Consider the following 19,903-nt stretch of genomic DNA (forward strand, 5'->3'; position numbering starts at 1 on the left):
ATAGCTCTGCACTCTGCGGCGGTCCGCCTCGTTGTTTTTTTAGTTCTTCAGTGCCTGAAACCTGGCGATTGCTTCTTTCCTGCTTTCTTTCAGATCAACGATCTGCCTCGGATACCCTTTCGGAATAACACCACTTTTCGCGCCCGGATCATGAATCCGTTTGTTGTCCAGTTTGGCCAGTTCAGGAATCCATTGGCGGATGAATTCGCCGTTGGGGTCGAAGCGTTCGCTTTGGGTGACCGGGTTGAAGATGCGGAAGTAGGGCGCGGCGTCGGTGCCGGTGGAGGCGCTCCATTGCCAGCCGCCGTTGTTGGAGGCCAGGAATCCGTCTGCCAGCCGGGACATGAAGTAGGCCTCGCCCAGGCGCCAGTCGATGAACAGGTTTTTGGTGAGGTACATGGCGGTGATCATGCGCAGGCGGTTGTGCATCCAGCCGGTGTGGTTGAGCTGGCGCATGGCGGCGTCGACGATAGGCACGCCGGTGTTGCCGGTTTTCCAGGCGTCGAAGTTGCCGCCGGGGTGATTCCAGGCCAGGGCTTCGGTTTCCGGTTTGAAGGCGCGGTGCATGCTGATCCGGGGGTAGTGGTACAGGATGTTGATGTAGAAATCCCGCCAGGCGATTTCGTTGATCCAGGTAACCAGGCCTTCCTGGTTGCCGCCCATGCCCTGGGCCTGTTTTGCGGCCAGCAGGCATTGGCGGCCCGAAAGCACGCCGTTTGCCAGGTAAGGGGAGAGCTGGCTGGTTCCTTCGATGGCGGGGAAGTCCCGTTCGGCTTTGTAGTTGCCGCCGCGTTCCTGCAGAAACCGTTCGAGCTGGTCGTGGGCGGCGTCTTCGCCGGTTGGCACCAGTGGCTTCGGCGCGTTCCGGAACGCTTCCGGAATGGTGTCGATTTTTTCAGGCTGCACTGAATTGCCCCGGGCTTTCGGAGCCGGGAACAAACCTGGGTGGGTTTCGTCGATCCAGCTGCGCCAGCGCCTTGAGAAGGGGGTAAACACCGAGTAGGGCTCGTTTTGCTGGGTGAGGATCTCGCCCACCGGTGCAACGGTCTGGTCACGGTATTTGCACACGCGGATGTTCAGGTCATCAAAGCGGTGCTTGATGGCCTTGTCCCGCTTACGCTCGTTAACGCCGTACTCTTCGTTAAAGTGCAGCGTTTTAATGCCGTGTTCAGCGCAGTGGCTTTCCAGTTTACGGATGCTGTCTTCAAAGCGTTCGGCCTGGATAAAGGCGAGCGGTATGCCCAGTCTGGCCAGTTCCCCGGAGAGGGCATTGGTGTGGGCTATCACAAACTGCACGCGAGCCGGTGACCAGTTGTGTTCCTGCCACTGGCCCGGGGTGAGAATAAAGCAGGCGCGCACGTGTTCGGCGCCCTTGCAGGCCGCCGTGAGAGCCGGGTTGTCGGCAACCCGGAGATCGTTTCTGAACCAGACCAGTTGTGTCATCCGTAGTCCATAGTCGTCTGAGGAATTGGTGTAGGGGTAATTACAGCCCGGTGTTTCAATAAAATCACTGACTTGGATATTCGCCCGGGGTGGCGGATTGGATTATAGTAAAGTCACCTTTGCCTACGATTTCGCCTGCACTTCAGGCTGCAGCGTTTCAGGGAGTTTTGTGCCGGGAATGGAGAATAACACTGAAGGCCGCCGGGACGGCGTCTGGGCCCAGCCATACTCTCTGGCCTCCGGGCAGACCCAGTATCACCAGCTGGGCCACATTCGTTTGTGGGTTACCTTGCTGGACCTGGAATGGCAGATCCGTTCTGAAGCGCTGGAGCTGGATGCCGATCCCGCCAGCTGGACGGAAACCATTGGTCACACCCTGCCGGCAGCTACGGTCCCCGTGCAACGGTTTATCCGGGAGGATGAGTCGTCGACGGTCACGTTTGTGCCGGCCGTCGCCAACCGGCCTACCGTGATACGTCCCTACCAGCCCCTTACGATTCCAGCGGGCGGGCGCTGCACGATTTATGTGGGGACGCCTGTCTGGATGAAGGTTTGTGTGGGTGAAAACCAATCCCTGTTAACGGAAATCCCCCTCGCACTTCCCTCCCTGACCTGGGTGGGGAAGAACACCATGGAGGGAGAGCTCTGTTATTCCTCAACGAGTTTCGCGCGGCTCGTGCTGGAAGCTGTCCCCAAACGACCCTGGCGGGCGGTGACTCCGGTTACCCTGATCAACCGGCGCTCCGAACCTCTATTGCTCGAACGCTTCAGTCTGCCCACCCCGTTGCTTTCGCTGCATCGGAACGAGCGTGGGCAGCTCTGGACGCCCGGGGTAATGGTGGAGGTGGAGACGGATATGAATTCCGCCAGTCTGCATGTCGATGAGTCAGTGTTGGCAGCTGCGGGAACCTGCCGGCCCGTGGCGGACGCCAGGGAAAAACTGACCCGTGGTCGCCTGGTGCGGGCTTTCGATCGGGTGTTTGGTTAAAACGGATCTGACGGAGTTGATGCTTTGCTAGAGGCAATTGAAACAGGCGTTTTGAAAGTGTTCACCGACATCGCCTGGGGCCAGTGGCTCAGTTCCGCCTTTTTGTTGGTGCTCGGGCTCTTTCTCGCCTCGCTGGCCGCCCGAAGCGTTTCCAGATTTATGGCGCAGCGGTCCTCCCGCCACCACACCGTGATGGTGCGGCGGCTGGTGTTTTACGTCATCGTTGTCGTGTTCAGTATCGCGGCGCTGAGGGAAGCCGGTTTCTCTCTGGATGTAGTGCTGGGCGCCGCCGGTATACTCACCGTGGCCATCGGTTTTGCGTCACAGACCTCTGCGTCCAACATGATCAGCGGTCTGTTTCTGCTGGTTGAGAAGCCCTTTGAAATTGGTGACTTTATTGAAGTGGATGCCACCTTGGGTGAAGTCATTGGTATCGATATGCTCAGCGTGAAACTGCGCACCCCGGACAACCTGTATGTGCGTATTCCCAACGAAACCCTGATCAAGACCCGGGTGGTCAACCGTTCCCGGTTCCCGATCCGTCGGCTCGACCTGACCGTCGGGATTGCCTACGCTGAAGATGTGGAGCGAGTGGAGGCACTGCTTTTGGCGCTGGCTGAGAAAGACCCGCACTGCCTTGAGGAGCCCAAGCCTTTTACGCTCGTGACGGCGTTTGGTCCGTCTTCCGTGGATCTGCAGTTTTCCTTCTGGGTTCCAAAGGAAAAGGTGCTCGAAGGCCGGGGTGGCATGATGGTGGCGATCAAGAAAGCGCTGGACCGTGAAGGCATTGAAATTCCGTTCCCCCATACCAGCGTTTATGCGGGTAGCCATTCGGAGCCCTTCCGTGTTCAGCTGTTGGGGCCGGAAAAAAACACAGAAAAGGATCTCCTGGATGCCGAGAAAGACCGCTGAAGTCATCAAAACCGTTGCCGCGACACCCGCCGAGAATAAGATCAGCCTCGGCTGGCGAGAGTGGGTGGCTTTACCGGACCTGGATATCGGCCGTATCAAGGCGAAGATTGATACCGGTGCCCGAACGTCCTGCCTTCATACATTCCGCACCGAGCCATACACCGAAAACGGTGAGCGGCGGGTGCGCTTCTGGGTGCACCCAGTACAGAACGATCTGCACCATGTTGTGGCGTGCGATGCCAGAGTCCTGGATGAACGAAATGTCTCTGATTCGGGAGGGCACAAGGAGATGCGCCTGGTGATTGAAACCACGCTGGTTGTCGGTAGTCAGAGCTGGCCTATTGAAATGACATTGACCAACCGTGATTCCATGCGGTTCCGGATGCTGCTGGGCCGGACCGCCATGGCCGGGCGCTCAGAGATCTATCCCGAAGCTTCCTATCTTGCCGGTGAGCCGGCCCCTAAGGACTGAAAAATGAAAATTGCAGTATTGTCGCGAAACCGCCACCTCTACTCGACCCGCCGCCTGGTTGAGGAAGGCATTAACCGTGGCCATGAAGTAAAGGTTATTGACTGCCTTCACTGCTCCATGAATATCACCTCAGCCAAGCCGCAGATCCACTACCACGAAGAAGTGCTCGAGGATTTCGATGTGGTGGTCCCCCGGATCGGTGCATCGGTTACCTTCTACGGCACGGCGGTATTGCGCCAGTTCGAGATGATGGGGGTATTTCCGGTCAACGAATCTGTTGCCATCACCCGTTCCCGGGATAAGTTGCGCTCGCTGCAGTTACTGGCCCGCAAAGGTGTCGGGATGCCGGTGACCGGTTTTGCCAACAAACCCGACAACGTACCGGAGCTCCTGAAAATGGTGGGGGGCGCGCCGGTGGTCATCAAGCTGCTGCAGGGAACCCAGGGCATTGGCGTGGTTCTGGCAGAAACCCGGAAGGCGGCGGAAAGCGTTATCGAAGCCTTTATGGGGCTGAAGGCCGACATTCTGGTGCAGGAGTTCATCAAGGAAGCCGGTGGTGCCGATATCCGGTGTTTTGTGATTGGTGACAAGGTAATAGCCGCCATGAAGCGACAGGGCGCGGAGGGGGAGTTCCGGTCCAACCTGCATCGGGGAGGCAGTGCCTCTCTGGTGCGGATAACGCCGGAAGAACGCCGGACAGCCATTACCGCGGCGAAGTCCATGGGCCTGAATGTGGCCGGTGTCGATCTGCTGCGTTCCAGTCGTGGTCCATTGGTGATGGAAGTGAATTCATCCCCCGGCCTTGAAGGCATTGAGAATGCCACAGGCAAAAATGTGGCGGGTATGATCATCAGTTGGACCGAGAAGAACCAGCAACCCTGGAAAACCCGGACCAAGGGGAGAGGCTAGAACATGGCCCGTGCGCCTTTTGAAATTGCCGGTACCCAGATCAAGGCCGGCACCCGGCAGACCGTTGAAGTGCCGGTGGCCAAACTCTACACCCACACGCCGCTGCATATTCCGGTGGAAGTGGTACATGGTCGCCGGGGTGGGCCCGTTCTGATGGTGTGTGGTGCCATTCACGGGGACGAAATCAACGGTGTGGAGATTGTCCGCCGCGTGCTGACCAATTCCGCCCTGCGGCATCTGCGAGGCACCCTGGTGGCGGTGCCCATCGTCAATATTTTCGGGTTCGTGCAACGCACCCGTTACCTGCCGGACAGGAGAGACCTGAACCGGTGTTTCCCCGGCAGTGAAACCGGTTCCCTGGGTGGTCGTATTGCGTATTTGCTGCGCACGCAGATCATGGAAAAGGTTACTCACATCATTGACCTCCATACCGGTGCCATCCATCGGTTCAACCTGCCGCAGATCCGGGCGGAACTGAAAAACCCGGAGACCACCCGCATGGCGGAGGCCTTTGGCGCACCGATCATTATCAACGCCGGCTTGCGGGACGGCAGCCTCCGTGCCTACGCCGATTCCCAGGATATTCCGGTGGTCACCTTCGAAGGTGGTGAAGCCCTGCGGTTCGACGATGTGGTGATTTCAAGCGGCGTAAAAGGTGTGATCCGGGTGATGCGGGAACTGGAAATGATTCCCGCCAAGAAGGGCCCGAAGGCGCCGAGAAAGCGCTCGGAAACCGCGGCCAACTCTCAATGGGTGCGAACGGACACAGACGGTATCATGCGCCCGGTGGCAAGCCTGGGCCAGAAGGTACGCAAAGGCCAGAAACTGGCCATGGTGGCGGACCCGTTCGGAGAGTCCGAAACCGCCGTGCTCTCGCCCTGTTCCGGCATCGTTATCTGCGTCAATAACCTGCCGCTGGTGAACGAAGGCGAGGCCATCTACCACATTGCCCGGTTCGATGAACTCAGTGAGGCGGAAAAGGCCATGGATTATTTCCGCAGTAGCTACGAGGGAGATGTGGGCGACGATGTGATTCCCGTTCATCCCTGGGACGACCGACAGAGATAATCACGAGGTTCGCTATGATCTGGGATCAGACCTTCATTGAACTGGCACCGCTACCTCGCGGGTTTCACCTGGTAACCAATGAGATCATTGCCCAGGCGCCGGAGCTCACCAACTGTGAAGTTGGGCTGCTGCATCTGTTTATCCAGCACACCTCCGCGTCCCTGGCGGTGAACGAGAACGCCGATCCGGATGTACGGGGCGACCTGGAGCGCCACTTCAACGTGATGGTGCCGGAGAATGCGCCATACTATGAGCATGTGATGGAGGGGCCGGACGATATGCCGGCCCACATCAAGAGCATCCTCATCGGCCCGTCCCTGATGCTGCCTGTAAACCATGGCCGCCTTGCCCTGGGTACCTGGCAGGGGGTTTACCTGTGCGAGCACCGGGACCGGGCCGGAAGCCGGCGCATTGTGGCAACGCTTCAGGGGCGCTGGTAATCGTTACTTAATTGTAGATAGGTGAGGGTACGGAAGGGTAAGCCCGATAAACATGGAGAAACACTTTTTCGGTAAGCACTGAAATCTCTTCATCTTCGTAGTCATCGACAGGAAGTCCGGTTCTATCATCGTAGAGAAAATCAAAAATTTGTTGTTTGACGGCATCGCGGGTCGATTCTTTTTGCCGCCAGTTGGCAATCTTTAATCTTTCTGATTTCAGGGTATCGAGTAACGACGCCGCTACTTTCTTGATTCTGGAAATATCCTTCTTTGGCAGATCCGGCTTGCTCAACAGATCAAACAGAGCCAAAGACTCCTCATCCAAACCCTCGCGTACGGCCCGCTTTTCTTCCTCTGACAGTTCTCTGTCCAGTTTCAATAGAGCTTCGAAGGTATTTTCGATGACAACCTGGTCTTTCTCCTGGTTGTACTCTTTCACTAGCTCTTCGTAATGCCGCTGATAATTCGTCCGCAGGGGATTTTGCATCATCAGTCGCGCCAGCTTCTTCTCAACAGCATGTTTTAAAGATTGCACTGTTGTATTTTTCTGGGTGGAGCGGGCGAATTCTTGGCGCAAACGCTCAAAGTCGATCTGACTGATATCATATAACCGCTTCTCTTCGTTATCGGACTTGGTCACGTCCTCCCGGGTGCCAATATGGGCATCAACTATCCCATAAAGGTCTTTCATTACCTCTGAAATATCGGCTTTTTCCTTGTCAGCCTGCAGGCTCTTATAAAGAACGTTGATGGCATCACGGGTATCCCGGTAGGTGTTGATGCCGGGCACGTTAATGCAGGCTTTGAACTTGTTGAACACTTGCCGGGCCAACACTTCGAACCGTTTGCGGGTTTCGTCGTTCTGGTTGATGACTTCCTTGGCCTCGGCGATGGTGGCGTTCTTCCCGAATCCCGTTTCTGTCACAATCCGGTCAAGCTCAAAGCCCCGCTGGCGGAAGAACTCGACGACAAAACTGATGGATTCGTTCAGGCTCTCCAGAAGTTCCGCATTAGGTTTTGCCGGTTCCTGCTCGTCCTGCTTGCCATCATGGCCTTCATCTCCAGTGCCGGCGAAGGTGGCCAGTGCGTTACGCAGGTTTTTCAGGATGCCGCAGTAATCAACAATCAAGCCGTTATTCTTGCCCTCGGCAACGCGGTTTGCGCGGGCAATGGCTTGCATCAGGGTGTGGGCTTTTAATGGCTTGTCCAGATACAACGTTGCTAGAGTAGGCACGTCAAAGCCTGTCAGCCACATGGCGCAGACAATGGCCACGCGGAACGGGTGCTCCGGTGACTTGAATGCCTCCTCCATACCAAGCCGCGAGCCGTCATCCAGGGCAAAGCCGGTTTTCATCAACTGACGATGGGGTTTGATGTCGAGCCCCCATTTCTCGAACTTGGCAACTTCTCCCTGTTCCTCGGAGACCACAACCGCAATCAGAGTTTCTTTCATCCATGCCAACTGGCGTTCGCGCCAGGCCAGATCCTGTTCGTCCGTTGCTTCTTTCAATGACTTTTCTTTGGCTCGGATTTCTTCCTGCCAGTAGAAAACAATGAGTTTGTGCATCCGCACGCAGGTTATCTTGTCGATGCACACGAACATGGCTTTGCCGGTTTCCCAGCCATTGGCGTAATGCGTTACAAAATCCCTGGCAATCTGATCAAGCCGGCTGCTGGCGGTGATGATGTGGTAGTCCCGTTTGAGCTCCCGTTCCAGGCGCTGCTGAACGTCCAGATCGTCAATCTCGAGCTCATCCAGTTTTTCTGCAATCTTCTCATTCAGGCCTTTCGGGTCTGCCACGCTGTGCCGGTTGCCGTCGTCGTCCGTGAACAGCAATTCCTCACCCCGGGCATCGTAATACAGAGGCACTGTAGCTTTATCTTCCACCGCCCGCTGGAAATCATAGGTGGAGATATAGTCACCAAAGACTTTCTTGGTGATCTCGTCGTCCTTGAACAACGGTGTGCCGGTGAAACCGATGAAGCTGGCATTGGGAAGGGCGTTCCGCATATTCAGGGACAGGATGCCGTACTGGGTCCGGTGTGCTTCATCGGTCACCACGATAATGTCATCGCGGCCGGAGTAGGGGTTCTCCGGGTCCACCTTCTGGTTAAACTTCTGGATCAACGTGAACATGAAGGCTTTTTGTTGCCCGATCAGCGCTTTCAGGTCCTTCCCGTTTTCGGCTCGGCAGGGGTCTCTGTCGTTGTCGACCAAACCACACCCAGCAAAGGTTTTGTAGATCTGAGTGTCGAGATCTTCCCGGTCGGTCAGCACCACGAAGGTGTAGTTGCCGCCGAGTTTCCGGTGAACCATCTGGGCGAAGAACACAATGGAGTAGGACTTGCCGGACCCCTGCGTGTGCCAGAACACACCCAGTTTTCCCGAACGTTCCTGCCGGTGTTTTACCGCTTCGATGGCTCGGGTTACCCCAAGGTACTGATGGTTCCGGGCGACAATCTTTACCAGCCGGCCTGAACTTTGGTCGAACAGGGTAAAGTTCTCGAAAATGTCCATCAGATTGTGTCGGGTGCAGGTGCCCTTCAGCAGGGTTTCCATATCAACGACACCGGCATCATCTTCTTTCAGGCGCTTCCAGTCGTTGAAGTGCTCGAATTTGCTTGAAACCGAGCCAACCCTTGCATCAATGCCGTTGCCCAGAACGATAAAAGCGTTGTGGTAAAACAGATGGGGCACCGTGTCTTTGTAATCGGCCAGATTTTGCTCATAGGCCGCACGGATGTCTTTGTGGACGTTTTTTACTTCCATGAATAGCAGGGGAATGCCGTTCACAAACCCGACCAGGTCCGCCCTGCGGCGGTAAATATCACCCTTTACCCAGAACTCGCGCACCAGCAGAAAGTGGTTGTTGGTGTAGTCGTTGAAGTCGAACAGTCTCAGCCGTTTCTTTACCCGTTCACCTTTGTCGTTCAGAAAGCTCACCTCAACGCCGTTCTTTTGCAGGGCGTATTTCTCCCGGTTTACCGCCAGAATGTTGGCTGTTGCCGGGATCTCGGTCACGATTCGCAGGGCTTCCTGATAGGCCACCTGCGGCAATCCGGGGTTAAGTTCGACCAGCTTTTCCCCCAGATAGCGGGTTAGCACCACCTCACGTTCAGAGGTACGGCCAAGGTCGCCTTCCTTACCCAGGCGCTCATGCATGCCCATGACGGATTCATTCCACTGGAGTTCATTCAACAGATAATCGGCTGTCACTTCCTGAACCAGGGTTTCTTCAGTCATGGCCATAACAACGGCATCCTTAACTACTCGGCCTTAATGAATTGATAGCGTACCGGGCGACTCAGCTTATTGACCTGACCCTCATCAACCGCCCGCTTCAGCCACTCATTGACCTGGGTCTTGTGCAGCCCCGTGTTTTCCGTAAGGGTTTCCGCTGTAACCGGTTCTTCGGCCAGGCGGCCCAGTTCCCTCAGGAAAAGCTGGTAGAAGTCTGCAGGCTCCACGCTTACAGAAGATTCTTCTTTGTCGGTTGAAAAATCCGCAGCCTCTTCTCTGGCGGCAAACAAAGGCGGTTGTTGCTGGTCAGCAAACAGATCAGTACCTTCTTTGACCTGTTGACCATTAACGCTGCTGCTCTCCCACAGGTCTCTGACGGAAAGCTTGTCCAGGTTGCGTTCACACCAATACCCGCCCTGATTTACCAGGTCCGCATTGGCGGCGGCAGGGTCATCAGTTGGTTTTACCCAGAGCGGCACCCAACCGTGTTTCAGGTTTTCCTGAGCGCCGTTGAGGGTGCCGCCTTTTTTACCGGAGTGAACCACTAGAGAACTGTCGGCCAGGCAATAAATGTATTTGTTTCTTGCCATGGCGTTGCCGGCGCTGAAACCTGCTTCCGGATAGAATGGGGAAACCAGAACAAGATTGCCGTCCATCAAGCCTTTACGCCATTTTGCGCTGGTGGCTGCCTTCAGCAGGCTGTCTGCCATGACACCAATCACCGGGCCGCTCTGGTCGATAGCCCCAAGCATTGCGGTTTCATCCACGCCGCGAGCACCGCCAGACACAATGGCGATACCCTCTGAGGCAGCCTTGGCACCGACCCGCTGGGTAAACTGTAGATCCTCTTCATTGGCACTGCGGGAACCGACAACCGCAAGGCCGCCGCTATTGAGAAGCGCTTTGTTACCACAGCCGAACAGCACTGGAGGTGAGTCGGTTTTGAGCCTTTGTTTCAGACGCACGGGGTATTCTTTGTCTGAGCGGGTAACCACCCAAAGGCCAGCTCGTTGCCACTTCTCGACCGCCAACGCCAGGCTGTGCCCGCGGTTGAGCAAACTGACAATCCGGTCATGGGTGATTTTGGCATCATGCCAGCTCTTCAACAGGGCTAGCGGGTCGGACTTAAGCAAATCGGCGGGGGTGCTGTTGTGGTCTCTCAGCCAGAGCGCAAACCGACCCCACTCCTTGTTGGTCAGCGGCCGCGCCTGTTCCGACGCCGCTTTGGAGAAGTAGCTGGTCAGCAATAAGGTGGCCTGTGCGGTATGGGATAGATTCATGAGTCTTTTACCGAAGAAGAAGCCAGTGCGACCGGATAAACAACGCCGCTGCCCGATTGTTGTAGCAAAGCTGCGATGACGGTGAGCGTCCAGCCTGAATCAACAATATCATCTACAAGAAGAACCGGCGTATTTGGTATGCCTTCGGCTATCGCAAAGGCGCCATCCAGGTTACGGCACTGATGAAAGCGATTCTGTTGCCCCTTTTGGGGTTGGTTATCCTTGATCTTGGCGACCGAATCCACGAACGGCAAGTTCAGCTTTGTGGCCAGGCGGCGGGCGAAATCCGGCACCAGCTCCGGATGATTGCGCGAGGGTACACAACAAACCCATTCCGGAGCAGGATTGGGCTGCCAGCGCTGGAGGATCACTTCTGCCAGAGCATCCACCAGCTCATCGCTGAATCGCCCGGCGTGTTTCTGGTCCGCAACCATGCGGCCCCAGCCGGCGTCACCCCAGCGGGACAGCACGCGGCCTTCCTGAGCTCTCAGTTCCTGAGGCAGGTTGCCTTTGAAACCATATTCCGCAAAGGCATTGGCCGCGACCTGGGCTTTGGGCGCAATGACCATTTCGGCGTGTTTCAGGAACGTTGCCGCCTGATGTGCGAGTGCCGGGTCAATCGGCTGGTTGATCACCGGTGCCCCAAGGCAGGAGGCGCACTTTCCACAAGGCGTGGTGTCGTTGTCATCCAGTGCGTGGCGCAGAAAGGCCATCTTGCAGCCGGTTTCTTCCAGGTAGTCCTGTACCTCGGTCCATTCCTGTTCCCGCTGATGGGTCAGATGGTCGATCCGGGCCTGATTCATGGCAAAGGGCACCGCGGTTCTGCGCCATTGGCTGCCCATTTTGACGACCGGTGCCGGGTTCTCAACACTCAGTAACTTGAGCACTTTCTCGATCTGCCCGTGGCGCAGGTTGGTCTGTTCCTCGATACTACGAATCGATAGTCCGTCGCTTTGTGCCAACACCTGCAGAATTTCATGCACATGAGCCTGGGAAGGGAAGGCGGAATCCCGGAAGAACTCGTGAATATCGCCATCCTCGGTACCGGACATCAGCACCCCAAAGGCACGGTCTATGCCTCGGCCGGCACGCCCTACCTGCTGGTAGTAAGCCACAATCGAACCCGGGGCCTGATAGTGAATCACGAAACCGAGGTCCGGCTTGTCGTAACCCATTCCCAATGCGGTCGTGGCAACCATAACCTTGAGGTTATTGTTCAGCAGCTGTGTTTCCAGGTGCTGGCGATAGCTGTTGCTGTTTTCGAACCCTTCCGCCTCAATACTGCCATGATAGGCCTTTGCATCTATGCCCTGGGCATTCAGCCATTGGGCGACCTGCTCGGCATCCCGCACGGTCAGCGTGTAAACGATGCCGGTTTCGGCCAAAATCGGGATCACCTGGGCCAGCCACGCCAGGCGTGAAGCCTGGTCTGGCAGAACCAGCGTTTGCAGCGCGAGGCTTTCCCGGGTCAGCGGCCCCCGTTGAATCTTTATATCGCCCAGTTGGGTCTGAATGTCGGCAACCACGCGATTGTTGGCCGTTGCCGTGGTACCCAGAACCGGTGTATTGGCCGGCAACTGTTTGAGAATGCTCACAATGCGCCGGTAATCCGGACGGAAGTCGTGGCCCCAGTCAGAAATACAATGGGCCTCGTCAATCACCATCAAAGCAATCCGATCCGCAATAGGTTCCAGTACGGTCTCGATAAAACGATCATTGGCCAGGCGCTCGGGCGATATCAGCAGGCAGTCTATTTCGTTGTTCAGCATTCGCCGGGTAACCGCCTGCCAGTCGTCCGTGTTGGTTGAGTTCATGGTCTCGGCCACAATGCCGAGGTTGCGGGCCGATTCGATCTGGTTGCGCATCAGGGCCAGCAGGGGCGAGACAATGATGGTTGGCCCCAGGCCTCGGTCCCGGAAGATCTTGGTGCTAATAAAGTACACCGAACTTTTGCCCCAGCCGGTGCGCTGGACCACCAGCAGTTTCTGCCGTTGATTGACCAGGGCATCGATGGCTTCCCACTGGCCCTCGCGGAATGTCGCGTTGGGGGTGGCGAGGGTAGTTTGTAGTAGGTTTTCGGCATTGGCTTTGTCAGTCTGAGTGTTCATCATCGGTCCTTGATGGGATTATACGGTGAGCTCTCCACTCATCAGTTTGGGGAGGAGCAGGTCTCGGGCGTTGGCGAGCTTTGTGTTCTGGATGCTTAGATTATCGATTTGCTGGAAAATAGCTTTCGCTTGTTCAGTGAACTCGGTCAGAATCCCGTGAACCGGGATCAGCAATGGGATGTTCTTGAAAGTATCAACAACGATAGAGTCAAAAACCGAACCACTTGCATTTGACTTGAAGTGAGCGATAGAAGATTTCAGCGAGCAATACAGAAATTGCTGTGAAACAGGATTTTTAGCCAAAAGCGCGTAGCAAGATTGATTCATGGCCATCGGTCTCTGAGCAAATGCTAGTTTGCCAACGGTTCCCCTGGCTGTAATGAAAATTGTGTATTTCTGATAGAGTCGGCTATTGCACTTTGACAGGCCTAATTCGGTGATGGTTTTTTCCGTTTCATTGGCAAATATCCCTGTTGCATCTTTGGGAGTAAAAAAAGGGATTTCGCCATCCCAGAATTCCGGTACTTTTGTTTTTGGCGTGCCTCCGCTCAAAATCTCCATCACTTGATCGGCAGTTGTTCGAACCCACCCCTCAGGAACACCATCACTAATTTTGCCTTGCTCATGGCCGGGGAATCGCAGGTGTACGAACCACTCCTGATACAGAAGGCGGGCGGATTCTTCCAGCAGTTGGATGCGGCGGCGGTTGTTTTCGATCAGGTAGTCGTATGTGGCGATGAAATCGGCAATCCTTGTCTGTTCATGCACATCTTCTGGCACCAAAAACTTGAGTGCCAACAATTTTGTCTGGCTCAGATTATCCTGAGCAGCTCCTTGAGTGAATTGTCGGTATTTCAGCTTTAGCGCGGCGTCGAACAGGTACTTTATGAATCTGGCATCGGCTTTTTCGGGATCGGGGACAAACCCGATAATGCTATCTGGAAAACACGCATCAATCCCCAGAATTGAAGTGTCGGCGATGTTGGCGGCGATGGTTATGCAAAGGATGCCTGCTGGCCACAATTTACTTTGGGCAAGACCCTCCTCACTGTAGGTTTGCGTGTACTCAGTCAGGTAGAGGCCGGCATGTTTAACATCGCCAGTCTGGACAAAAGGGTATGGTCCCCCATAAAGATGTGCTGCATCCCTGGGCCTGTGCCTCGAACGTCCTCTGGATACCAGCCCGAGTTCATCCAGTGACCTTTCAGACCAGTTCATACCCCCAACTCCTCAAAGTTCCTGGCAATCTTTTCAGCCAGTTCCACCGCCTCGGCATTGAGCCCCTTCAACTCGATATGAATATCCTTGAGGGCTTCTTCGAAGTCGAAGTCTTCGCCTACTTCTTCCGGTGCCACGCCCACATAACGTCCGGGTGTCAGGCTCCAGTCGGCGGCTTCAATCTCGCTGATGTCCACCAGTCTGACCAGCCCTTCCACGTCCCTCAATTGGCCTTCCGGGAAGTGGCTGAGCAGCCAGTGGGCCTGTTTGTAGAAGTAGCGCACCTGTTTTAATTGCTCGACAGCCACTTTGCGGGCTTCGTCGGCAGCTTTCCTCAGGTTTTTGCGGCCACGACCATTGAGGAGGGTGCTGTCCCAGAGTTCGCTTTCTTTGGCGCCGTTGGCTTCAGCCAGTTCGATCACACGGGTGGCCAGCTTGTAGGCCAGGTCCACCTCTTTGATCAGGTCCCGGCTCTGGTTGGCCAGTTCTTTCAGGCAGGCATCCTGTTCGGTGAATTCCAGCAGGCTGCTGGCATCGTCGTAGGCGTACTGGTTCCACCACTTTTGCAGGTTGTTCGTCCCGATCTCGAATGCGGACCAGCCACTTTCTACGGAGCCTTTGGTGTTGAGGAAGTCGACGTAGTGTTCAATGTCTATTCCATCCTGCTCCAACTTGTCCATGAAGGGCAGGAAGGCTTTGGACACCCGGTTAAGCTGGTTGAGGAAATCCGGCAATGGCTGGCAGGATGGCTTCTCCAGATACTCACAGGCCCGGGCTTCCAGGAGAGAGCGGTCGATGTAATGTCTGACCAGTTCGATAAACCTTTCGTTCTGCCCGCGGTAGAGCCAGACAATCGCCGTCAGGTTCTGTTGTTGCTCGGGGCTGAAGTCATAGATCTTGCGGGTGACTTTGCGGTAGACGCTGCGGGCATCCAGCATCAGCACCTTGTCTTTCAGGTGTTCTGGTTTGTTCTTGTTCAGAAACCAGAGCTGGCAGGGTACAGAGCGGGTGTAAAAGAAGTTGCCCCGGATATCCACCATGATGTCCACGTGGCCGGTTCGCACAAGTTGTTCACGTACTTTGGCTTCATCCCGTCCGGCGCTGGAGGCTTGGCTGGACATCACAAACCCGGCTTTGCCGGTGTCGTTCAGGTAGCTGTAGAAATACTGAATCCACAGGTAGTTGGCGTTGCTCACTTTTTTGTTCTTGTTTACGCCGGGCAGGCCGAAAGGCAGCCGGCGACGATCGCCTTTGATCTTGTCGGCATCCACTTCGTCGACGTTGAACGGCGGGTTGGCCATTAAATAGTCTACGGTGCCGAACAGGCCATCGTGTGGATCGTTGTAGTAGGTGATGGCTGTTTCGCCCCCTTCTACGTTGCCTTCCAGCCCGTGTACGGCCATGTTCATTTTGGCCAGTCTGGTGGTTACCCGGTTCTTTTCGTGGCCGTAGAAGGTGAGTTCGTGTGGATCCTGGGCGTGGCGCTCCATAAAGTGTGCGCTTTGTACGAACATGCCGCCGGAGCCGCAGGCCGGGTCGAACACCTTTCCGTGGTCCGGCTCCAGTATGTTGACGATCAGTTGAACCAGCGACACCGGGGTGAAGAACTCGCCGCCGTCGTGGGCACCCTGGTCGGCAAACTGGGTAAGAAAGTATTCGTAAATCCGCCCGAAGATATCGCCGGTGGCCCGTTGCAGTTCTTCCGGGTTCAGGTGCCGGAGCAGGGTACCGAGCACTTCGTTCGGGATGGTGTTGTATTCCTGCTTGGGCAACTGGTTGCGCAGGTTGCTGTAATCCGCCTCGATGGATTCCATGGCCTGGATGATGGCTTCGGCCCGGTTGTCAGCATCGGTCAGCGCTACCAGGTGATCGAACTGTGCTTCTGGCTTCAGGTAGATGGCACTTTTCTGGGAGAAGTCTTCTTTGGTCAATGCCCGGGTTATACCACCCCGGGTGGGCAGCGTTTTGACAATCTCGTTCTTTACGGAGAGATAACGGCTGTAGGCATGGCGCAGAAAAATAAGGCCCATAACGGGAAGGAAGTATTCGTTACTGGCCAGCTCCGAGTTGCTGCGCAGCGTGTCTGCGGCCTTCCACAGGCGTTTTTCAATTGCGTCTATGTTTTCCAGTTGTGCCATGGGGCTATTGATCCAGATCCCTGATAGTGCGATGAAAAAAAGTTGTGTCGGTTTCCGCTTGCTTCGACCTAAGCGGCAGCGAGAGCGCATTTTAATGTTGCCGGGCTCAATATATAGAAGCGAGTGTTGATATCAAACTAACGAACTCTACTTTTTGTCTGGCCAAAGTTGTAGGTATTCACCCATTGCCTTATTTGAATGGGTGGAGATCCACCCATTCTCTTACCTTGGATGTTCAGATGATTGCAGGAATGCACTGTTTTATAAGGTAGTTTCATACCTGGTCTGGTCCTTGCCTTCAGATGTGCCAACGCCGCCCGGTTGAGGCGACGTCGAGAACCCAAACAAACAAACAAACAAAATGAAACGGGGAGCATTCTTTATGAAAACCCAAATCGTTATGGCGGCAGCGTTCGCGTCTACCCTGGTCGTGGCCAATCCGGTTGCTGCTCAGGATCGTGAAGGCTGGCCGGACAACTTTACCGTGGGTACGGCAAGTCAGGGCGGAACCTATTTCGCCTATGGTTCCGGTTGGGCCAACTTTGTGGCTGAGAACCTTGGGATTTCCGGCGGCGCCGAGATTACTGGCGGCCCGATGCAGAACATGGCGCTGGTGCACACCGGTGATCTGCAGTTTGGTCTGACCACCATGGGTCCGGCCCGGGAATCCATGGAAGGCAACAGCCCTCTGGCTCCGGGTTTACAGATGGACAACGTCTGCGCCATCTTCCCGATGTACCAGACCCCGTTCTCTGTTACCGCCCTGTCCAGCTCGGGCATTACCTCCATTTCTGATATTCCTGATGGCGCCACGATCGGCTTTGGCCCTGCCGGCTCCACTTCGGATACCTATTTCCCGCGCATGATGGAAACCCTGGGTGTGAATTTCGAGCGCCGTAATGGCAGCTGGTCTGATCTGGGTGGGCAGCTCCAGGATGGTCTGATTGACGTGGTGGCTTTTGCCGCGGGTATCCCCATCCCGGCTGTCAGCCAACTGGAAGTTCAGACCGACGTGAACATCATCGGCATGACCGACGCGGAAGCCAAGAAGATCACCGATAACTTCCCGGTCTCCGAGTTTGTCATTCCGGCGAGCACTTACCAATCCCTGGAAAAAGACTCTCGTGTGGTATCCATGTGGAACTTTGCCATCGCCAACTGCGACGTTCCGGAAAGCCTGGTGTATGAAATTACCAAGCTGACCATGGAGAACAACGACAAGATGGTTTCCATCCACAAGGCGGCAAAGACGTCCATCCCGAAAAACTATACCAAGAACACCGTTCTGCCCTGGCATCCGGGTGCGGCTCGCTGGTTCAACGAAAACGGTTACGAGATTCCTGAAAGCCAGATCAAGTAACTATCGTTATGTGTCAGGGGGCCGATGCTGGCCCCCGTCGGCCGGCCGGCTTAATGCTGGCCCAGTTTTTCCTGTAGGCAGGGTTTATCATGACCACCGAACACTCCCCCAAGGATCCGACCCCGGCGCTGCCGGACGACGACCATATTCTTGCCCACGATGTTGACGAGGAGCCGGTTGAGGCCAATCGTCGCCTGTTTGAAGGCTGGTTGCTGAAATTTGTTACCGTGCTGACGATCAGCTATTCGTCATTCCATCTCTATTCCCTGAACATTGCCCCGATGGAAACCTGGAGTTACCGCATCGTTCACGTGGCGGGTGCGCTGGTACTCGGCTTTATACTGTATGCCGGTGCCCGGTTTCTATCCCGTGAAGAGGGTGGCGCGCGCCATAAGTGGACCACCTGGTTTGGTGGCGTTGCCCTGTTGCCTGCCCTTTATGCGCTTTACCAGACGTTTTCCTTCAGCCAGATGGTAGCCAACGGCACCATACGGATTCCGCCCGAGCTGGAAACCTGGCATTTTGGCTGGCCTCTGCTGGCGGCCACCGCTCTTGGTATTGTTCTGGGCTGGTTCCATCAGCGTGAGCGCTCGCGGTTCAGCATGCCCGATCTGGTGCTGATTGTGTGCTCGATTGCCGTCGCTGCCTATCTACTGGTGGTTTACAACACAAGCATGCGTATGACCACTGGCACCTCGTTTGCGCCGGTGGGCATTTCCTTCGCCGCCGTTGCCGGCACCGCCCTGATCATGGAACTGACCCGCCGGGTCGCCGGGCTGGCGCTGGTGGTAATTAGTCTGGTGTTCCTGGTTTATGTTTTTGCCGGTCCTTATCTGCCTGGCTTCCTGGGTTTTCCGGGGTTGTCCGTGCAGCGCTTTTTCAGTCAGGTGTATACCGATGCCGGAATTTTGGGGCCCACCACGGCGGTGTCCTCCACCTACATCATTCTGTTCATCATCTTTGCCGCTTTCCTTCAGGCGTCGAAGGTCGGCGATTACTTCGTTAACTTCGCCTTCGCGGCAGCCGGCCGCTCCCGCGGCGGCCCCGCGAAGGTGGCCATCTTTGCCTCTGGTCTGATGGGTATGATCAATGGCACCAGTGCCGGTAACGTGGTTTCCACCGGTTCGCTGACCATCCCGCTGATGAAAAAGGTGGGTTACTCCAAGAAATCCGCTGGCGCGGTTGAGGCTGCGGCATCTACAGGTGGACAGATAATGCCGCCGATTATGGGGGCGGGCGCCTTCATCATGGCGGAAATCACCGGTATTCCTTATACCGAAATCGCTGTTGCGGCGATCATTCCTGCGGTGCTGTATTTTGCATCGGTCTACTTCATGGTGGATTTCGAGGCGGCGAAACTGGGCATGCGTGGCATGCGTGAGGACGAGCTGCCGAAGCTTCGCAAGCTGATCAGGCAGGTGTACCTGTTCATTCCCATCATTATTCTGATCTATGCCCTCTTTGAGGGCTATTCGGTGATTCGTGCCGGCACCCTGGCGACCGTCTCGGCGGCGGTGGTGAGCTGGTTCTCCCCGAACAAGATGGGGCTCCGTGCCATCCTTCGGGCCCTGGATATTGCCTCGATGATGTCCATCCAGATCATCGTGGTCTGTGCGGCTGCCGGTATCATTGTGGGTGTGATTTCTCTCACCGGTGTCGGAGCTCGGTTCTCGGTATTGTTGCTGGATGTGGCCGAAGCCAGCCAACTGCTGGCACTGATATTTGCCATGTTCATTTCCATCCTGCTGGGCATGGGAATGCCCACGACAGCGGCCTATGCGGTGGCTGCGTCGGTGGTGGCGCCGGGCCTGGTTCAACTGGGTATTGAGCCGCTGACAGCACACTTCTTTGTGTTCTACTTTGCCGTGGTCTCTGCCATTACCCCGCCGGTTGCGCTGGCCTCCTACGCGGCGGCCGGTATTTCCGGAGCCAACGCCATGGAAACGTCGGTGGCTTCGTTCCGGATTGGCATTGCGGCGTTTATCGTCCCGTTCATGTTCTTCTACAACAGTGCACTGTTGATGGATGGGGACTGGCTTGTTATCGCCCGCGCCCTGGTGACCGCAACCTTTGGTGTGTACCTGTTGTCTGGTGGCGTACTGGGCTGGTTCGGCAAGGTCAGTGCTGCCTGGGTGGTCCGTATCATGCTGATTGCCGCGGCGCTGCTGATGATCGAAGGCGGCCTGTGGACGGATATGGCGGGTGTCGCCCTGGCGGTAATCTCGTTCCTGGTTCAGCGCCAGCGCAGGCAACGTCTGGCGCCTTTGGCAGTCTGAGCCGGTGCAGGGCAGGGTAATCGTGCCGGCGCACGGTTGTCCTGCCTGGT

The 19,903-nt window shown here is 56.0% G+C and carries 14 protein-coding genes; 8 read left to right on the forward strand and 6 right to left on the reverse strand.

What is annotated here, in order from left to right:
• Positions 1 to 39: 39 nt before the first annotated feature.
• On the reverse strand, positions 40 to 1,443 hold the full coding sequence (gene phrB / locus D0851_RS17330; RefSeq protein ID WP_117619744.1) for a deoxyribodipyrimidine photo-lyase: 1,404 nt from the start codon (positions 1,441 to 1,443) through the stop codon (positions 40 to 42).
• A gap of 178 nt (positions 1,444 to 1,621) precedes the next feature.
• Here phrB and D0851_RS17335 point away from each other — a divergent pair, with 178 nt between their 5' ends.
• Genes D0851_RS17335 through D0851_RS17360 form a run of 6 tightly spaced genes read left to right on the forward strand, consistent with a single transcriptional unit; the run spans position 1,622 to position 6,232 of the window.
• Positions 1,622 to 2,431, forward strand: coding sequence for a hypothetical protein (locus D0851_RS17335; RefSeq protein WP_117619745.1), 810 nt, complete (start codon positions 1,622 to 1,624; stop codon positions 2,429 to 2,431).
• 24 nt (positions 2,432 to 2,455) lie between these two features.
• The gene (locus tag D0851_RS17340; protein WP_205422229.1) at positions 2,456 to 3,343 is read left to right on the forward strand and encodes a mechanosensitive ion channel family protein; all 888 of its coding nucleotides are present in this window, start codon (positions 2,456 to 2,458) and stop codon (positions 3,341 to 3,343) included.
• Positions 3,324 to 3,815 (forward strand): ATP-dependent zinc protease, encoded by a 492-nt coding sequence (locus D0851_RS17345; protein WP_117619746.1) that lies wholly within the window; start codon positions 3,324 to 3,326, stop codon positions 3,813 to 3,815. The genes D0851_RS17340 and D0851_RS17345 overlap by 20 nt, the downstream gene beginning before the upstream one ends.
• A 3-nt stretch (positions 3,816 to 3,818) precedes the next feature.
• Positions 3,819 to 4,724, forward strand: coding sequence for a 30S ribosomal protein S6--L-glutamate ligase (gene rimK / locus D0851_RS17350; RefSeq protein WP_117619747.1), 906 nt, complete (start codon positions 3,819 to 3,821; stop codon positions 4,722 to 4,724).
• 3 nt (positions 4,725 to 4,727) lie between these two features.
• Positions 4,728 to 5,792 (forward strand): succinylglutamate desuccinylase/aspartoacylase family protein, encoded by a 1,065-nt coding sequence (locus tag D0851_RS17355; RefSeq protein ID WP_117619748.1) that lies wholly within the window; start codon positions 4,728 to 4,730, stop codon positions 5,790 to 5,792.
• A gap of 14 nt (positions 5,793 to 5,806) precedes the next feature.
• Positions 5,807 to 6,232 (forward strand): secondary thiamine-phosphate synthase enzyme YjbQ, encoded by a 426-nt coding sequence (locus D0851_RS17360; protein WP_117619749.1) that lies wholly within the window; start codon positions 5,807 to 5,809, stop codon positions 6,230 to 6,232.
• Between the two features lie 7 nt (positions 6,233 to 6,239).
• Here D0851_RS17360 and D0851_RS17365 read toward each other — a convergent pair whose 3' ends face one another.
• The 5 genes from D0851_RS17365 to D0851_RS17385 are packed head-to-tail and all read right to left on the reverse strand — an operon-like array spanning position 6,240 to position 16,217.
• The gene (locus tag D0851_RS17365) at positions 6,240 to 9,482 is read right to left on the reverse strand and encodes a type I restriction endonuclease subunit R (protein WP_117619750.1); all 3,243 of its coding nucleotides are present in this window, start codon (positions 9,480 to 9,482) and stop codon (positions 6,240 to 6,242) included.
• A gap of 17 nt (positions 9,483 to 9,499) precedes the next feature.
• Positions 9,500 to 10,753, reverse strand: a complete 1,254-nt coding sequence (locus tag D0851_RS17370; protein ID WP_117619751.1) for a DNA-processing protein DprA — start codon at positions 10,751 to 10,753, stop codon at positions 9,500 to 9,502.
• Positions 10,750 to 12,861 carry a RecQ family ATP-dependent DNA helicase gene (locus tag D0851_RS17375; RefSeq protein WP_117619752.1) on the reverse strand — a complete coding sequence of 704 codons (2,112 nt, stop codon included), beginning with the start codon at positions 12,859 to 12,861 and terminating at the stop codon, positions 10,750 to 10,752. The genes D0851_RS17370 and D0851_RS17375 overlap by 4 nt, the downstream gene beginning before the upstream one ends.
• 18 nt (positions 12,862 to 12,879) lie before the next feature.
• The gene (locus tag D0851_RS17380) at positions 12,880 to 14,079 is read right to left on the reverse strand and encodes a restriction endonuclease subunit S (protein ID WP_117619753.1); all 1,200 of its coding nucleotides are present in this window, start codon (positions 14,077 to 14,079) and stop codon (positions 12,880 to 12,882) included.
• Complete coding sequence (locus D0851_RS17385) at positions 14,076 to 16,217, reverse strand: N-6 DNA methylase (RefSeq protein WP_117619754.1); 2,142 nt, start codon at positions 16,215 to 16,217, stop codon at positions 14,076 to 14,078. The genes D0851_RS17380 and D0851_RS17385 overlap by 4 nt, the downstream gene beginning before the upstream one ends.
• A 382-nt stretch (positions 16,218 to 16,599) precedes the next feature.
• On the opposite strand from D0851_RS17385, the gene D0851_RS17390 reads away from it, so the two are divergent.
• On the forward strand, positions 16,600 to 17,577 hold the full coding sequence (locus D0851_RS17390; protein ID WP_117619755.1) for a TAXI family TRAP transporter solute-binding subunit: 978 nt from the start codon (positions 16,600 to 16,602) through the stop codon (positions 17,575 to 17,577).
• Positions 17,578 to 17,666: 89 nt separating this feature from the next.
• On the forward strand, positions 17,667 to 19,853 hold the full coding sequence (locus D0851_RS17395) for a TRAP transporter permease (RefSeq protein ID WP_117619756.1): 2,187 nt from the start codon (positions 17,667 to 17,669) through the stop codon (positions 19,851 to 19,853).
• The last annotated feature ends 50 nt before the right edge of the window (positions 19,854 to 19,903 follow it).

Source organism: Marinobacter sp. Arc7-DN-1 (genome assembly GCF_003441595.1).
Classification (GTDB): domain Bacteria; phylum Pseudomonadota; class Gammaproteobacteria; order Pseudomonadales; family Oleiphilaceae; genus Marinobacter; species Marinobacter metalliresistant.

Coding starts and splice junctions, on each gene's coding strand:
- D0851_RS17390 (WP_117619755.1), top strand. CDS start 16,600: ATGAAAACCCAAATCGTTATGGCGGCAGCGTTCGCGTCTACCCTGGTC.
- rimK (WP_117619747.1), top strand. CDS start 3,819: ATGAAAATTGCAGTATTGTCGCGAAACCGCCACCTCTACTCGACCCGC.
- D0851_RS17355 (WP_117619748.1), top strand. CDS start 4,728: ATGGCCCGTGCGCCTTTTGAAATTGCCGGTACCCAGATCAAGGCCGGC.
- D0851_RS17370 (WP_117619751.1), bottom strand. CDS start 10,753: ATGAATCTATCCCATACCGCACAGGCCACCTTATTGCTGACCAGCTAC.
- D0851_RS17380 (WP_117619753.1), bottom strand. CDS start 14,079: ATGAACTGGTCTGAAAGGTCACTGGATGAACTCGGGCTGGTATCCAGA.
- D0851_RS17375 (WP_117619752.1), bottom strand. CDS start 12,861: ATGAACACTCAGACTGACAAAGCCAATGCCGAAAACCTACTACAAACT.
- D0851_RS17385 (WP_117619754.1), bottom strand. CDS start 16,217: ATGGCACAACTGGAAAACATAGACGCAATTGAAAAACGCCTGTGGAAG.
- D0851_RS17360 (WP_117619749.1), top strand. CDS start 5,807: ATGATCTGGGATCAGACCTTCATTGAACTGGCACCGCTACCTCGCGGG.
- D0851_RS17345 (WP_117619746.1), top strand. CDS start 3,324: ATGCCGAGAAAGACCGCTGAAGTCATCAAAACCGTTGCCGCGACACCC.
- D0851_RS17365 (WP_117619750.1), bottom strand. CDS start 9,482: ATGGCCATGACTGAAGAAACCCTGGTTCAGGAAGTGACAGCCGATTAT.
- phrB (WP_117619744.1), bottom strand. CDS start 1,443: ATGACACAACTGGTCTGGTTCAGAAACGATCTCCGGGTTGCCGACAAC.
- D0851_RS17395 (WP_117619756.1), top strand. CDS start 17,667: ATGACCACCGAACACTCCCCCAAGGATCCGACCCCGGCGCTGCCGGAC.
- D0851_RS17335 (WP_117619745.1), top strand. CDS start 1,622: ATGGAGAATAACACTGAAGGCCGCCGGGACGGCGTCTGGGCCCAGCCA.